Raw genomic sequence first — 15,585 nt, 5'->3', positions numbered from 1 at the left:
CGCCGGTGCTGCCGCGGCGCAGGTCGGGGCCGACGGCCAGGGCGGCCAGGCCGGCCAGCCGGGTGGTCAGTCCGGGGGTGGCGGTCTCGGCGGCCAGCAGCTCCGGCAGCACCGCGACCCCGCCCTCCCAGGACTGCTCCGACTCCTCCGCGCCGACCGCGTGGCTCTCGTCGAGGTCGGCGAGCGCCTCCTCCTCGGCCCACTCCTGGTCCGGCGGCGTCCAGGGGTGCGACGGCGCCGACCGGTCCGGCGGCGTCCACGGGTCCGGGGCCGCCCAGTCCTCGCGCTCCGACCAGTCCTCGACGGCCGACCAGTCCTCGTGCGCCGGCGTCCCGACCGCGGTCTGCTCGCCGTACGCCTGCGGGGCAGCCCCACCGGTCCACTCGGTGGACCAGGGTGTCGTCACGTCGTCCTCCGTCCGGTCAGCGCCGCAGCGGCGCGACGTCGAGGTGGAAGTGCAGGATCAGCGGACCGTGCCAGTTCAGCGCGCCGCCCGACGAGTCGCCGACGAAGACGACCTGCCGCAGGCCGGTGTGCCGGTTGACCGCGGCGGCGACGGCGTGGTCGTTGTAGAGGACACGCCAGGCGGCTCCCGCGGACCGGCACGCCGCGTCGAGGGCGAGGAGGGCCGCCACGGCGCGCTCGCGCTGCCAGAACCCGCGCTCGTCCAGCCCCGCCCCGATGTAGAGGTCGACGGAGAACCCACGGCCCTTGAACGGCCCCCCACCGTGCTTGGCGGAGTAGTTGTTCCCCCGCGTGCCCGGGTGGCCGGCCCGCATGCCGCGCAGCACCTGGTTGAGCAGGGGCTGGACCGGGAAGTCCCCGCGCCCGCCGCCCTCCATCGGCTCGAGCCGGTCACCGCCCGCCGGCGGGAGGTACGACTCGATCGGCTGGTAGCGGCCGCCCGTCCCCAGGGTGGCGAAGTCGACCTCCTCACGGCGGCCGTACATCCAGCCGCGGGCCACGGCCCCGAGGCGGCACTTCTGCCCCCACCGTGCGTGGCCCCCGCGCAGCGTGTCCGCGAAGTCGCGCTCGAGGTAGCCGAGGTCGGCCAGGGCGAGGGCCCGCTTCGACGGTGCCGAACCCCCGGACAGGCGCCGGTTGCGGTCGGCGGCACACGCGGCGAGCTGCTCGGCGAAGGCCCGGATGCCCGGCACGCCGGCGAAGCCGGAGGGGTCCCGGGCGAGGCAGGCCCGGTCGGCGTCCGCGAGCGCCGGCACCTGGACGCACGGCGCCGGTACGGGGATCGGGATGGGTCCCGGGCCGGGCACCGGTGCCGGTGGGGTGGGGGTCGGGCCGGGTCCGGGGGGCCGGCGGGTGAGGGCGGCGGCGAGGGCGGCCTTGGTGCGGGGCCCGACGACGCCGTCGGGGCTCAGGCCGGTGCGGGTCTGGAAGGCGCGGACGGCGGCGTCGGTGCGGGCGCCGAAGTCGCCGTCGGCGGCGAGGGGGTGGCCGAGGTCGGTGAGCACGCGCTGGAGGGCGGCGACGGCGGCGCCGGTGCTGCCGCGGCGCAGGTCGGGGCCGACGGCCAGGGCGGCCAGGCCGGCCAGCCGGGTGGTCAGTCCGGGGGTGGCGGTCTCGGCGGCCAGCAGCTCCGGCAGCACCGCGACCCCGCCCTCGCCGGACGCCGCCTCGCCGGCGGGCGGCCCGTACCCGGCGCCCTCGGCCTCCCCACCGGCGCCCCCGGCGTGCACCTCCCCGTCCCAGACGGCCTCCTCGGCCTCGGCGGCCCACGGACTCCCGCCCGAGGACCCGGACGAGTCCGGGCCGGTCCAGGTCTCGTGCCCACCGGCGTCCTCGGTCCACCCGCCGGTCTCCGCGGGCCAGGAGAAGATGGTCCGCTGCCGTCCCCGGTCGGCGACCTCGTCCTCCTGCTGCGGAGCGCCACCGGACAGGAGCGCGCGGGCCCGGGCCGCGATCGCCGCCATGTCCAGGCCGCCGGGGTCCCAGTGGGCGTTGTCGGGGACGTCCTTGTGGCCGCAGACGCCGTTGAAGCGCCGCCACTGCTCGGCGGACATGCGGCACGGCGAGCGGAGGCCGTAGCAGCGCTCGGTGCCGGCCGGGCGCACGTCGGCCAGGTCGATCGGCACCAGCCGGGCGACGGGTGCGAGCACGCGCCGCGCCAGCCAGTCCAGCACCTCGGGTGGTGCGGTGGCCATGTCCCGCGCGAAGCCCCACACCTCCACCTGGACCGCCTGGCGCCGGTTGGTGTGCACCGTCCCGGGGCGGGCGAGCGCGTAGGCGGACCGGTCGAGGGGGATGGTCTGCAGGAGCAGGTCGGCCGTCGGCATGGCCCACAGGTGCGGCGGCGTGCGGTGGCGCGCGGCCAGGCGCCGGAACTCCTCGGCGCCGGGCCGGCCCTCCACGGTGTGGAACACGAACCGCCACGGGCCGCCGACGTGGGTCCCGCCCCGGGAGCGCGGGTTGGCCACCCGCTCGGCTCCGGGCACCCACAGCTGCCGGCCGCCGGCCTCGCCCTCCGGCTGGGCCAGGAGCTCCCCGGGCGGCACGGTCAGCTCGTGGCCGGCCTCGTCCTCGTCCTCGTGCAGCCACGCCTCGGCCGGGGAGGGGTTCGCCTCCTCGGCCCAGGGGCGGTCCCAGACGGCCGACACGGCGGGTCAGCCCGGTCGCACGGAGCCGAGACGCGACGCGGAGGGCGGCGACGCCGGGGCCGGTATCGACGGGCGCCCGTTGGCGGAGGTGCCCGGCGCGGCTCCCGTCCGGGCCGCCTCCTGCACCCCCGGAGTCGGGACGCGCAGCGGCTGGCGGTCGGTGAGGACGGCGGTGGCGGTGACGCGCTCCTTGATCCGCTCACCGGTGGCGGACTGCCACTGGTTGACCAGGTCACGCATCTCCTTGCCGAGGGTGCCCGCGGGGTCGAAGAGGGTCTCGGCGGCCGCGTCGGTGTCGAACGTGCCGATCTCGATGGCCCGCAGCACGCTGGACATGGGCTCGGAGAGGTCGAACAGCTCCCGGGCCCGCTGCGCCGGCCGCAACCCGACCCGGTCCGCGATCAGGGCGAGACGCTCGGCCGGGCTCGACGCCTGGGCCTTGAGGTCGACGACGATGGGGGTGTCGGTCTGCAGCGTGAGGTGGAACCAGCTCAGCGTCGTCACGTACGCGAACTCCTCCCGGGCGAGCAGTCCACCCCGGCGGCGGTCGTTGAACATGTCCGCGAGCGCGCGGCAGAGGGTCGCGACGTAGGCGGGGTCCGTGGGCCTGGCGCCGGAGGTGTTGGTGGCGTTCTCCAGGCCGAGCCAGACCTGCCGGAGCAGCTCGGACCACTTGGCGCGGAAGTCGGTGTTGACCCCGGCGCCGACGTCGGCCTTCCACGGCGAGTCCGGGGACGGGGGCGCCCAGCGTGCCGGGATGGGGTGCGGGAGGTCGAGACCGAACATGCGCCAGTAGGCGTTGCGGCGGTTGACGCGGGACTGCGGTCGCAGCTCGCTCGTCACGCCCGCGATCGAGTAGAGCGGCGGGTCCCGGAAGAACAGCTCCTCGCTGGCCCGTACCCACTTCGCCGCCTCGGGGGACAGCTGGCCGAGGGTCTCGCCGACGACGAGCCGCCGCAGCACCTCGGCGAAGACCTCGACCGCCCCGGTGCTCTCGATGAGGTACGCGTAGACCAGGTGGTGCCAGATGAGGCCGGTGCCGGCCTGGAGGACGGTCTGGTCGCGGTACACGTCCACGTCGGCCGGGTCGATGCCGGAGGGCAGCAGCGAGGCCGGGGGGAGCTGGCGCGGCAGGTCGAGCGCGTCGACGATGGCGGTGCTGCCGATGGCCGGCGGCCGGGTCGGTACCGACCCGATGGGCAGGGGCGGGACCAACGCGGCGGCCTGCCACGCCTCGTCCAGCCAGCGGCTCAGCTGCACGGGGTGGACGAGGAAGACCTGCTCTCGCGGGCGGCCGGCGTCCTGCAGGAGCTTCGCCAGGTTGAGGAACACGGGACTGGCCTCCGGGTCACTCGGCGGGGACGTGGTCGGTGGTGCGGGCGGCGAGCCGGGGCCCGAAGGCGACCAGCGGTCCGGTGCGGCCACCCAGCCCGGTCATGGACTCGATCGCCCGGTCGGGACCGATCTGCTTGGGTTCCAGCCGCGCCCCGCCACGCCCGTAGCCGACGACCTTCACGGTCTCGGTGACCGCGGCGCAGTGCGGCGTCCGGGGAGCCCGGAGCTCCACGAACTTGACGCCGTCGAGCGGGCCGATCAGGTGGATCACCGAGCCCTCGTCGTCCCAGCAGGCGGCGAAGGTCTGGACGTCGAACTCCGCGGCCGGCGTCCGGCTCACCCGGCCCATGAGGGCGCCGAGGGCCCGGTAGCCGAAGTCGACCCGCTGGCGCAGGGCCTGGCCGGCGTCACCGCCGGTCGGCGCGGGCGGGGGCCGGCGGCCCTCGTCGACCAGGTCACGGATGGCCTCCGTGAACTGCCGGACGAGCTGCTCGACCAGCTGCCCGTCCTGGTGCCCGTCGGGCTGCCCGTCCTGGTGCTCGTCGTGCTGCTGCAGCTGCAGGCCCTCGGGGGGCTGCTCGTCGTCGGCCATCGGTCGTTCCTCCCTGCCGTCGCCGGTGGACTAGGCCGCCGCAGCGGCGTGTGGACTGGAGTCGGCGCCGAGGTCGCAGACCCAGGCCCGGAGGCGGGCGCGGTGCTCGACCGCGCGCGCGGGGTCGGTGAGGGTCCGTGCCGCCAGGACGGCGAGGATGCGCAGCGAGTCGTGCCGCCGCAGGTAGGACGACGTGAGCAGCGACCCGCCGGCCTGCTGCTCGAGGTCCCGGAGGGCCTCGGGGTGCACCCGCAGCGGGTCGAGCACCCGGGCCAGCGGCCGGCCGCCGAGCGAGCGCATGGGCTGCCGGGTGCACACGTCGACGAGGTCGTCCATGGCCGCGGCGCTGGTCTCGACGACGGCGGCGGCCGCGGGCCCCGCGGCGGCGACCGGGTGGCGACGCGCCCAGGCCGCGCCGACGTCGTCCCAGGGGCCCGGGCCGAACCAGCGCCGGCACAGCGCGACGTTGAACTGCACCCGGATCCAGGCGAAGGGGTGGGGGTCGCCCAGCCGGATCCGGTACACCGACTCGGTCGGGCCGTCGACCACGTTGGCCAGCGCCGACACCGGCACCCAGCCGGCCTGGGCGAAGGCGTGCACGTCCGCGGCCACCTCGCCCGCCCAGGAGCGCCACAGGGCGGCAGCCTGCGGCGACCGCGGTGCCAGCACCGCGTGCAGCGCCTCCGCCAGCTCGGCGTTCCACCCCGTGATGTGCCCCACCTGGTGGCCGGTCTCGTGCAGCAGCGCGGTCGGGAAGGACAGGTTGTGCCGGGTGAGCTTGATCGCGGCGGCCGGCGAGGGGTGCGCGGCGTCCCAGAGGCGGATCCCGGCCCGGAGGATCGAGGCCCCCAGGCCCTTGTCCACGTAGGTCAGCGCCGGCGGGGACGGGAGGCCGAGGGGCCGCAGCGACGCGGCCATCGAGTCGGCGGCGAGCGCGTCGAAGCCGCGCAGCAGGGCGCGCAGGGTCGGGTTGGTCCGGCTGTTGACGGCGTCGCCGTAGAAGTCGAGCACCGTCTCGGCCTGCAGGTAGCGCCGGCGTAGCTGCAGGACGCCGCGCCGGACGGTGTCCGGCGGGGCCCCCGCCGCCGCCAGCGCCTCGAGCGCGCGGGCCTCCTGCGCGACGGCCGCGACGACGGAGGTCAGCCGTCCGCGCACGCCGTGGTGCAGGTAGGTCTCCAGGCTCGCCCAGGCCTCGGGTGCGGCCACCGCGTCGAGGTCGGCCAGCGCCTCGACCGCCAGCCGCCAGTGCGTGAGCTCGGCCAGCGTCCGCCGCCCCACCTGGTCAGGCACGGTGCTGTCCCGGGCGGACACCGAGCGTCGGCTCGCCGGGCGTGCCCCGGGACAGGGCCTCGCGGTCGGCGAAGGGGAACGTGAAGGTCAGGGTGATCCCGGGTGCCGGGTCCTTGGCGGCCGCGGCGAGGGTGGCGGCGGCCTCCGGCAGCCGGGCGGCGACCACCCGTTCGAGGGCCGCGGCCAGCTGGGCGGCCAGCCGCGCACTCCCGCCGTCGGGCACCTGGATGCCGTGGCGGGCCAGCATGCGGCGCAGCCGCCCGGCGATCGCCCGCTGCCAGGCGGGACCGACGAGCCGGCGCAGGGCGGCCACGACAGCGGCCTGCCTGCGCTGCGCGAGGGCGCCGGCCAGCACGTGCGCGAGCCGTTCGCTCACGAGCAGGTGGACCAGCAGCTGCGGCGCCGCCCCGGTGAGGTCCAGCCGGACGGCGAACCGGCGGCGCCGGCGCACCGGCCGGCCCCCGACGCGCAGCCGCACGTACCGCCGCCCCGGGCGCACCGCGCCCCGCCGTCCGGCCGAGCCGCCGCGCCGGGGCACTCCCGGCAGCCAGCTCTCGTCCTCGAGCTCGTGGAACGCCAGCGCGCCGGACGCGGGCGACTCGCCCTCCAGCTCGAAGGCGGCCAGGTGGCCCGGCTCCCCGCCGGGCAGGAGCTCGTAGGTGGTCACCTCCGCCGTCACGGGCCAGGAGGTCACGCCCTCGTCGAGCAGTCGCTCCTCGAGCGTGTCCCCCTCGGGGAAGACGACGGAGCGGGCCACCAGCCGGCCGATGTGCACCGGCCGGACGATGCTGTACGTCCGGAAACGCCGGCGGCCACCGGCCACCCGCGGCATCGGCACCCAGATGCCGCGCTCGTCCTCACCGGCCTCGCCCCCGTCCAGCCCCGCCCGGAGCACCTGTGCCGGGAAGTGACGGACGGCGGCCTCCTCGAACGCCTCCTGCACCACGGCCTCGAGGAGCAGCTCGCTCTCGAGCGAGGCCTCGGGCAGGGACACGACCTCGCGGATGGTGTCCTCGGCGGCGGCGACCAGTGCCTCGGCGCCCACGGTGTCCCGGGCCTCGGCCTCCAGCCCCAGCAGGCGGAGTCCGGCGTCGGCCACGTGCTGGGACAGGGGGCCGGCGACCTGGGCGCCGACCATCGGCCGGACGAGGTCGGCCAGCAGCCTGGCGACGAAGCCGACGATGCGCTGGCGGCCGATGACCTTCACCCCGAGCTTGACCAGCGGCATGGCGGCCATGACGACCGGGATGAACTGCTCCATCTCCGCGGTCGGGTCCGCCCCCGGAGGGGACGCGCTCAGCTGACGGGCGAGCCGCTGCCGGGCGTCGTCGAGCGCCTCCAGCTCGGCGGCGCCGTCGCGGACCGACGAGGCCTCCGCCTCGAAGGCGGCCAGCGGCGCGGCGGCCGCGGCCTCGCCGGGGGCGAGGACCGCCTCGGCCACGGCCGCGTCGAACTGCTCGGCGAGGGCGACGACGGTGCCCTCGTGCTCCTGCTCGTCGGTGGCCTCGCGCAGGCCGGGGACCCGGCCGGCGAGCCGGCGGGCCGCGGGCTGCAGGGCCGGCGGCAGCTTGCCGATGGCCTTGGCCAGCACGCGCTGCAGCAGCGGACGCACCAGCCGGCGCAGGACGTCGAAGACGCGGCCGACCGGCAGCAGCTTGCCCACCGCGGCGACGCCCCGCTTGACCAGCTTGGCGGCGCCCTTCACCACGTTCGCCGCCTTGCGCACGAGCTTGCCGAGGAACTGCTCCTGGGCGTCGAGCGGCCCGGCCAGGCCCTCGGGCGGCGCGACGCCCGCGACGAGCGCCTCCAGCTCGGCCGCGGAGACGGCGTCGACGGGGCGGTCGGCCAGGTGGTCGGCCAGCCGCGCCAGCCGGTGGTCGGCCTCCGCGGCCAGGGCCTCCAGCCACTGCTCCACCTCGGCGCCCGCCAGCCGTCCGGCGTCGGCCTCGTGGCTCCAGGTGCCGGCGGAGCGCAGGTGCATGCCGGCGGCCTCGTCGACGAGGGCCTCCAGCGCCTCGGTGAACTCCTCGTCCTCGAGCTCCGCCACGAGGGCGCTCACCGCCTGCGCCTCGAGCTCCTCCTCGCCCACCGAGGCCAGCGCCTCGGCGAAGGGCGTCTCCAGGACCGCGGGGACCGGGGCCTCCGGCAGGGGGGAGGCGGCCGCCTCGACCTCGGCGACGGAGAACGGCGAGGCGAGGAACCCGTCGGGGCGCTGTTCGGTCTCCGTCTCGAAGACGCTCATGGCCACCTCCGCGGGGGTCCGGACCGGACGACCAGGCTCCCCGCGGCCCATCACCGCCGCGTCACCGGTCCGTCACCGCCTCCCCGGCGCCGAGGCGCGGCCGCCGGGCGCTCAGACCTCCAGCGGCAGGCCGGTGTAGTTCTCCGCCAGCTCGCGGGCGGCGGGCTCGGAGGCGGCGATCCGGCGCAGCTGGGAGAGCTGCAGCTCGGCGTCGAAGTCGTCCCCGGAGCGGTGCAGCATCGAGGTCATGAACCACGAGAAGTGGGTGCACCGCCAGACGCGGGCCAGCGCGCGGTCGGAGTAGGTGTCGACCAGGTCGGTCTGCTTCTCCTGCAGCAGCCGCACCAGCGCCTGGGCCAGCAGGGTGACGTCGGCGACGGCGAGGTTGAGGCCCTTGGCGCCGGTGGGCGGGACGATGTGCGCGGCGTCCCCGGCGAGGAACAGCCGGCCGCGGCGCATCGGGGTGCTGACGAAGGAGCGCATCGGCAGCACCGACTTCTCGGTGATCGGGCCGGTGTTGATCTCCCAGCCCTCGAGCGCGAACCGCTGGGCGAGGTTCTCCCAGATCCGGTCGTCCGACCAGTCCTCGATCTTCTCGGTGGGGTCGACCTGCAGGTACAGGCGAGACACCGTCGGCGAGCGCATGGAGTACAGCGCGAAGCCGTCGGGGTGCCAGGAGTAGATCAGCTCGTCGGTCGCGGGCGCGGCGTCGGCCAGGATGCCCAGCCACGCGTACGGGTAGGTGCGCTCCCACACCCGCCCGGACGCAGCCTGGACGACCGGCCGCGAGACGCCGTGGAAGCCGTCGGTGCCGGCGATGACGTCGCACTCGAGGACCTGCTCGGTGCCGTCGGCGTCGGTGAACCGGATCCGGGGGCTGTCGCCGTCGACGTCCTCGGGCTGGACGTCGGAGACCTCGAACAGCAGCGGCGGGCCGCCGTCGAGCTGGGTCGCGATGAGGTCCTTGGTGACCTCGGTCTGGCCGTACACCCACACGGTGCGTCCGCACAGCTCGGGGAAGTCCAGCGTGTAACGGTGTCCCGGGTACTGCAGGTGGATGCCGCGGTGCTCGAGGCCCTCACGCTGCAGCCGGTCGCCGACGCCCGCGGCGGTCAGCGTGTCGACGGTGTGCTGCTCGAGGATGCCGGCGCGGATGCGCGCCTCCACGTAGGCCCGCGACCGGCTCTCCAGGACGACGGAGTCGATCCCCTGGAGGTGCAGCAGCCGCGACAGCAGCAGTCCGGCCGGGCCGGCCCCGATGATCCCCACCTGAGTACGCACGGGCCGAGTGTGACCGGCGGTACGCCGCTTCGGGAACCGCACGCTCCCGCTCAGTGGAAGTGGCGTGCCTGGGACAGCTGGCGGCCGATGCCCCGGGCCGCGACCTCGAGGACGGGCACCAGCCGGCTGAGGTCGCGCCGGTGGCTGGGGGCGACGACGCCGAGCGCCGCCACGACGACCGGGTCGCCGGAGCGATCGGCGCGGACCGGGACGGCGACCGACAGCGTGCCCAGCGACATCTCCTCCGCCGTCCGCGCGTACCCGCGCCGGCGTACCTCGCCGAGCTCCCGCCGCAGCCGCGCCGGGTCGACCACGGTGTGCCGCGTCGCCCGCGTCGGCGCGCGCAGGACGGCCTCGACGACGTCGTCGGGCGCGGCGGCGAGGAGCACCTTGCCGACGCCGGTGGCGTGCAGCGGCAGCCGGCTGCCGACCTGGCTCACCACGGGTACCGACTCCCGGCCGGAGATCCGCTCGACGTAGAGCGCGGACCGGCCCTCGCGGACGGCGAGGTGCACGGTGTCGCGGGTGGCGGTGTGCACGTCGAGCAGGAAGGGGGAGGCGACCTGCCGCAGCTCGAGCTGCACCGGGGCGAGCAGGCCGAGGTCCCACAGCTTGCGGCCGATCTCGTAGCGGCCGTCGGACCGCCGCGCGAGCGCGCCCCACTCGGTGAGCTCGCCGAGCAGGCGGTGCGTGGTGGACAGCGGCGTCCCCGAGCGCTCGGCGATCTCCGACAGCGACAACCGGGGGGCGGTGGCGTCGAAGGCGTCGAGCACGGCCAGCGCCCGGGACGTGACCGACCGCCCGGACGTCGCGCTGCCACCGGCCACGGGTACCTCTTTCCACTGGGCGGGAGTCTCGGCTTGGGCAGCGTAGACCCGCCGCCGTACGGTCCCAGCATGACCGGGACCACATCCGGCAGCCGGCTCGCGCTGCCGCGCTACCTGCGCGAGGACCCCTCGCTGCGCACCCCCGTCGGCTTCCCCGACTACCGGAGCACCGGCCTGCGGGCGCCGCTGCGCACCCCCGTCGACCTGCCGCACCGGCTGACCGAGGTCACCGGGCCCGTGCTCGGCGAGGACCGGGTCCAGGCGCAGGACGCCGACCTGACGTGGCGCAACGGCGGCGAGGCGGTGGGCCAGCGGATCCTCGTCTACGGGCGGGTGCTCGACAGCGACGGCCGCCCGGTGCCCGACGCGCTCGTCGAGGTGTGGCAGGCCAACGCGGCCGGCCGCTACCGGCACGTCGTCGACAACTGGCCCGCGCCGCTCGACCCGCACTTCGACGGCCTGGGGCGCGTGGTCACCGACAGCCTCGGCCGCTACGAGTTCATGACGATCAAGCCCGGCGCGTACCCGTGGGGCAACCACCACAACGCCTGGCGCCCGGCGCACATCCACTTCAGCCTGTTCGGCCGCGCCTTCACCCAGCGCCTGGTCACCCAGATGTACTTCCCGGACGACCCGCTGTTCGGCCAGGACCCCATCTTCAACGCCATCCCGGCCGCGGCGCGCCACCGGGCGATCAGCCGGTACGACCTCGAGCGGACCCAGGACAACTGGGCGCTGGCCTTCGAGTGGAACATCGTGCTGCGGGGGACCGACCAGACCCCGTTCGAGACCGACGACGACGGAGACGTGGCGTGAGCAAGCCGATCCTCGACCCGCTGGACGTCCCGCCGGACCCGGCCACCCCCTTCCAGCCGCGCTCGGGGCAGCGCGGCACCGGCTTCCTCACCGGCCCGCTGCGGCTGGGCCCCACCCCCAGCGCGACCGTCGGGCCGTACCTGGCGATCGGGCTGACCTGGCCCGACGGTCAGTGGGCCGCCGCCGAGGGCACCGAGGGCGGGATCTGGATCCGCGGGCGGGTCTTCGACGGCGCCGGCGACCTCGTGCCCGACGCCATGGTGGAGACCTGGCAGGCCGACCCGGACGGCGGCTTCCCGTCGCCCGAGGACCCCCGCGGCGCGTCGTCCTACCCCGGCTTCCGCGGCTACGCCCGCGTGCAGACCATCGACCCGCCCGGCGAGTTCGCCCTCCACACCCTCAAGCCCGGCCGGGTGCCGGACGGCGAGGGCGGCCTGCAGGCGCCGCACATCGACGTCAGCCTCTTCGCCCGTGGCCTGCTCGACCGCGTGGTCACCCGGATCTACTTCGCCGACGAGGCCGAGGCCAACGCCGAGGACGTCGTCCTGCGGGGGATCCCGGAGGACCGGCGGGCCACGCTGCTGGCCACGCCCACCGAGGACGGCTACCGCTTCGACGTGCACCTGCAGGGTGAGCGGGAGACGGTCTTCTTCGCGGTGTGACCGGTCACGGTAGGAAGGACGCCGTGACAGGTCTGTTCGCCGGCACGTTCGCCCGTGGTGCGGCGGCGGCCGCGGTCTCCGACGACGCCTGGTTCCGGGCACTGCTCGACGTCGAGGCCGCGCTCGCCCGCGCCGCGGCGCGCACCGGCCTGGTGCCGACGACGGCCGCGGACGCGGTCAGCGCCGCCTGCGCCGACCCCTCCCGGCTGGACCTCGCCACGGTGGTGGCCAAGGCCGCCGACGCCGGCAACCCGGTGCCCCCACTGGTGCGGGCGGTCCAGGACGCGGTGGGGGAGCGCGACGCGGTCGCCGTCCACGTCGGGGGCACCAGCCAGGACGTGCTGGACACCGCGCTGGTGCTGCTCGCCCGCGACGCCGTCGCGGCGATCGACGCCGACCTGGCCGCGGCCGCGGAGACGGCGGCCGGGCTCGCCCGCACCCACCGGGACGACGTCGTCATGGGTCGCACGCTCATGCAGCAGGCGCTGCCCACCACCTTCGGGCTCAAGGCCGCCGGGTGGCTGGCCGGCCTGGACGGCGCGCGGCTGCGGCTGGCCGAGGTGGTCGCGTCGCTGCCGGTGCAGTACGGCGGTGCGGTCGGCACGCTGGCGGCCAGCGACGGGTCCGGGGTCGACCTGCGGGCGGCGCTGGCCGAGGAGCTGGGGCTGGCCACCACCGCCGTCCCCTGGCACACCGTCCGGCTGCCGATCGCCGACCTCGCCGGGGCGCTGGGTGCCGCCGCCGGTGCGGTCGCCACGGTCGCGGTCGACGTCGTCCTCCTGGCCCAGTCGGAGGTCGCCGAGGCCGCCGAGGTGGGGGAGGGCCGCGGTGGCTCGTCGGCGATGCCGCACAAGCGCAACCCGGTCGCGGCGATCTCCGCCCGCGCCTGCGCCCGCCGCGCCCCGGGCCTGGTGGCCACGCTGCTGTCGGCCATGGAGCAGGAGCACGAACGGGCCGCCGGTGCCTGGCACAGCGAGTGGCCGGCGCTGACCGACCTGCTCACCACCGTCGGGTCGGCGACGGCCTGGCTGGCAGAGAGCCTGCGCGGGCTGCGTCCCGACGTCGCCCGGATGGCGGCCACCGCCGCCGCGGCCGCCGAGGGCCCGCTGGCCGGTGCGCTCGCCGAGGCCCTCACGCCCTCCCTGGGCAAGGGGGCGGCGCACGACGCCGCGGCCGCCGCGGTCCGGGAGGCGCGGGACACCGGCCGGGCACTGGCCGAGGTGGTCGCCGCGCGCACGGACATCGACACCGCCGCCGTCCTGGCCGCGGCCGCGCCCGACGTCGGCGAGGCCGGCGCGCAGGTGGACGCCGCCCTGGCCGAGCACGCCGCACTCACCGAGGGCGGGCGGTGAGCGCCGTCCCGGTGCCCTCCGCACGCGACGACGCCCACCCCGACGGAGGAGCCCGATGAGCGAGCTGCCCAGTACCGACGACGCCCGGCGCGAGGCCGGCATGGCCACCCGCCGCCAGGTGCTCGGCGACGAGTGGGTCGACCGGGCGGTGGCCGGCACGACGCCGTTCACCGCCGACTTCCAGGACTTCATCACCCGGGTGGCGTGGGGCGACATCTGGCAGCGGCCCGGGCTCGCGCGCCGGGACCGCAGCCTGATGACCCTGTCGATCACCATCGCGCTGCGGCACTGGGACGAGTTCGCCCTGCACGTGCGCGCGGCGGTCAACAACGGGCTCACCGACGCCGAGATCGGCGAGTGCATCCAGCACGCCGCCGTCTACGCGGGCGTGCCCGCGGCCAACCACGCGTTCAAGGTGGCCGGGCCGATCCTCGCGGAGCTGCGCGGCGCCTGAGCCGTCGTCCACTGGCAGGTGACCGGGCGGTGCCGCGGGCGGGGGCGTCCCGCGGCACCGCACGGCCGGCCCGGGTGCCGGCGAGGGCACGGCGGCGTCGACGTCCCCGACGGTAGGACCGTGCGCCCCCCGGTGGGCCGGTCGCGCAGCGGTGGCGGCGTGGTCGCCACCGGCTGTCGAGGCCGCGCCACGGCCGGTCGCGCGGCCGGGCCGGCCCGGTCGCCCGCACCGCCCGGCCTGGTGGGGGACGGCCGTCCTCGCACGGCGACCACACCCCTCGGGAACGCCATCCGGGGCGGGCGCCGGGCCATTGGTTACTCACGGGTAACGTCGCGTGGGGCCGCGTGGGTGGCCGGAACGGGAGACGAGCAATGGCACTGCTGGACGACGGCGCGTGGCACGGGAAGGTCTGGACCGGAGCCTGGACCGACGGGTCGGGAGGCACCTACGACGCGGTCGAGCCCGCCACGGGCGACGTGATCGCCCCCGTGGGCAGGGCGACGCCGGAGGACGTGCACGCCGCCGCGGTGCGTGCGGTCGAGGCGCAGCGCGCCTGGGCGGCACTGCCCTACGAGGAGCGCGCCGCGGTGCTGCGCCGGGCCGGGGACCTGCTCACCGCGCACGCGGACGAGGTGAAGGGCTGGCTGGCCCGCGAGTCGGGGGCGATCCAGCCCTTCGGCGACTTCCAGGTGCACACCACCGCGGCCGAGTGCTACGAGGCGTCCGCGCTGCCGTCGCACCCGTACGGAGAACTGCTGCGCACCGGCGCCCCGCGGCTGAGCTTCGCCCGCCGGCTGCCGGCCGGCGTGGTCGGGGTGATCGCGCCGTTCAACGTGCCGACCATCCTGGCCATCCGGGCGATCGCACCGGCGCTGGCGCTGGGCAACGCGGTCGTCCTCAAGCCCGACCCCCGCACCGCGATCTCCGGCGGTGCGGTCTTCGCCCGCGTCTTCGCGCAGGCCGGGCTCCCGGCCGGGGTGTTCCAGGTGCTGCCGGGCGGTGCCGACGTCGGCGAGGCGCTGGTGGTGGAGCCCGCGGTGCGGATCATCGCGTTCACCGGCTCGACGAGGGCCGGCCGGGCCGTGGGCGCGCTGGCCGGGCAGCACCTCAAGCGGGCGCACCTGGAGCTGGGCGGCAACTCCGCGCTGATCGTGCTGCCCGACGTCGACGTGACCGCCGCGGCCTCCGTGGGTGCGTGGGGGACCTTCTCCCACTCCGGGCAGATCTGCATGGCGACCAGCCGGCACCTGGTGCACGAGTCGATCGCCGAGGAGTACACGGCGGTGCTGACCGAGAAGGTGGCGGACCTGCCGGTCGGCGACCCGTTCCGGGAGCAGGTCGCGCTGGGCCCGCTGATCGACGCCGGCCAGCGTGACCGGGTGCACGGGCTGGTGACCTCCAGCGTGGCCGCCGGCGCGACGGTGCGCACCGGCGGCACCTTCGAGGGCCTGTTCTACCGGCCCACGGTGCTCGGCGACGTCCCGGTCGGCGCCCCGGCCTACGCCGAGGAGATCTTCGGGCCGGTCGCCCCGGTCACCCCGTTCACCAGCCTCGACGAGGTCGCCGAGCTCGCCGCCGGCACCGAGTACGGGCTGAGTCTGGGCATCCTCACCCGCGACGTCCACGCCGGGCTGCAGCTGGCCGAGCGGATCCCGTCCGGCCTGGTGCACATCAACGACCAGACGGTCAACGACGAGGCGGTCGCCCCCTTCGGCGGCGTGGGTGCCTCGGGCACCGGCTCGCGCCACGGTGGCCCGCAGGCCAACATCGAGGCCTTCACCGAGACCCAGTGGGTCACCCTCCGCGGTGACCTGCCCGCCTACCCCTTCTGAGCCGCCCGTGACCCACCGCGGTGGAGCTCGGCGCACCACCGCGGTGGGTCACGGTCAGACCGTGGCGGGGAGCTGCATCTCGTGGACGTCGTCGGCGACGGTGAGCGGGGCGCCGGTCGCGGCGGCGACCTCGTCGGGGGTCACGCCCGGGGCGGTCTCGCGAAGGGTGAAGCCGGCGGGGGTGATGTCGATGACGGCGAGGTCGGTGATGACGCGGTCGACGCAGGCCTTGCCGGTCAGCGGCAGGGTGCACTCCTGCACCAGCTTGGGGCTGCCGTCGCGGGCGGTGT

Annotated in this window: 14 protein-coding genes; 5 read left to right on the top strand and 9 right to left on the bottom strand. The window is 76.3% G+C overall.

Annotation, left to right across the window (positions count from 1 at the left end):
• The 8 genes from ACI78V_RS22355 to ACI78V_RS22320 form a co-directional block, all read right to left on the bottom strand.
• Positions 1 to 406, bottom strand: a 406-nt coding sequence (locus ACI78V_RS22355; protein ID WP_456854880.1) for a hypothetical protein, incomplete at its 3' end; no start/stop codon positions are given.
• 16 nt (positions 407 to 422) lie between these two features.
• Positions 423 to 2,612: a peptidoglycan-binding domain-containing protein gene (locus ACI78V_RS22350; RefSeq protein WP_456854878.1), complete on the bottom strand. Its 2,190-nt coding sequence runs from the start codon at positions 2,610 to 2,612 to the stop codon at positions 423 to 425.
• Positions 2,613 to 2,618: 6 nt separating this feature from the next.
• Positions 2,619 to 3,944 (bottom strand): hypothetical protein, encoded by a 1,326-nt coding sequence (locus ACI78V_RS22345; RefSeq protein ID WP_456854876.1) that lies wholly within the window; start codon positions 3,942 to 3,944, stop codon positions 2,619 to 2,621.
• Positions 3,945 to 3,960: 16 nt separating this feature from the next.
• Positions 3,961 to 4,539, bottom strand: a complete 579-nt coding sequence (locus ACI78V_RS22340; protein WP_456854874.1) for a hypothetical protein — start codon at positions 4,537 to 4,539, stop codon at positions 3,961 to 3,963.
• A 30-nt stretch (positions 4,540 to 4,569) separates the two neighbouring features.
• On the bottom strand, positions 4,570 to 5,829 hold the full coding sequence (locus ACI78V_RS22335) for a hypothetical protein (protein ID WP_456854872.1): 1,260 nt from the start codon (positions 5,827 to 5,829) through the stop codon (positions 4,570 to 4,572).
• Entirely contained in the window at positions 5,822 to 8,071 is a 2,250-nt protein-coding gene (locus ACI78V_RS22330; protein WP_456854870.1) for a hypothetical protein, read from the bottom strand. The genes ACI78V_RS22335 and ACI78V_RS22330 overlap by 8 nt, the downstream gene beginning before the upstream one ends.
• A 111-nt stretch (positions 8,072 to 8,182) precedes the next feature.
• Positions 8,183 to 9,352, bottom strand: a complete 1,170-nt coding sequence (locus ACI78V_RS22325; protein ID WP_456854867.1) for a 4-hydroxybenzoate 3-monooxygenase — start codon at positions 9,350 to 9,352, stop codon at positions 8,183 to 8,185.
• 50 nt (positions 9,353 to 9,402) lie between these two features.
• Positions 9,403 to 10,179, bottom strand: coding sequence for an IclR family transcriptional regulator (locus ACI78V_RS22320; protein ID WP_456854865.1), 777 nt, complete (start codon positions 10,177 to 10,179; stop codon positions 9,403 to 9,405).
• A 69-nt stretch (positions 10,180 to 10,248) separates the two neighbouring features.
• Between ACI78V_RS22320 and pcaH the strand changes: the two genes are divergently transcribed.
• From pcaH to ACI78V_RS22295, 5 genes are all read left to right on the top strand, one after another.
• A complete protein-coding gene (pcaH, locus tag ACI78V_RS22315) occupies positions 10,249 to 10,995 on the top strand; it encodes a protocatechuate 3,4-dioxygenase subunit beta (RefSeq protein ID WP_456854863.1) in 747 nt (248 codons plus the stop codon).
• Positions 10,992 to 11,657 carry a protocatechuate 3,4-dioxygenase subunit alpha gene (gene pcaG, locus ACI78V_RS22310; RefSeq protein ID WP_456854861.1) on the top strand — a complete coding sequence of 222 codons (666 nt, stop codon included), beginning with the start codon at positions 10,992 to 10,994 and terminating at the stop codon, positions 11,655 to 11,657. Before pcaH ends, pcaG begins: the two co-directional genes overlap by 4 nt.
• Positions 11,658 to 11,680: 23 nt before the next feature.
• Entirely contained in the window at positions 11,681 to 13,009 is a 1,329-nt protein-coding gene (gene pcaB / locus ACI78V_RS22305) for a 3-carboxy-cis,cis-muconate cycloisomerase (protein ID WP_456854859.1), read from the top strand.
• Positions 13,010 to 13,064: 55 nt separating this feature from the next.
• Positions 13,065 to 13,463 carry a 4-carboxymuconolactone decarboxylase gene (gene pcaC / locus ACI78V_RS22300; protein WP_456854857.1) on the top strand — a complete coding sequence of 133 codons (399 nt, stop codon included), beginning with the start codon at positions 13,065 to 13,067 and terminating at the stop codon, positions 13,461 to 13,463.
• 371 nt (positions 13,464 to 13,834) lie between these two features.
• Positions 13,835 to 15,295: a benzaldehyde dehydrogenase gene (locus tag ACI78V_RS22295; protein WP_456854855.1), complete on the top strand. Its 1,461-nt coding sequence runs from the start codon at positions 13,835 to 13,837 to the stop codon at positions 15,293 to 15,295.
• A gap of 54 nt (positions 15,296 to 15,349) precedes the next feature.
• On the opposite strand, the gene ACI78V_RS22290 is transcribed toward ACI78V_RS22295, so the two are convergent.
• Positions 15,350 to 15,585: CoA-transferase (locus ACI78V_RS22290; RefSeq protein ID WP_456854853.1), on the bottom strand; the 236-nt coding region annotated here is incomplete at its 5' end.

The organism is Geodermatophilus sp. SYSU D00742 (genome assembly GCF_054049935.1).
This window is presented reverse-complemented; position numbering and strand designations above follow the sequence as displayed.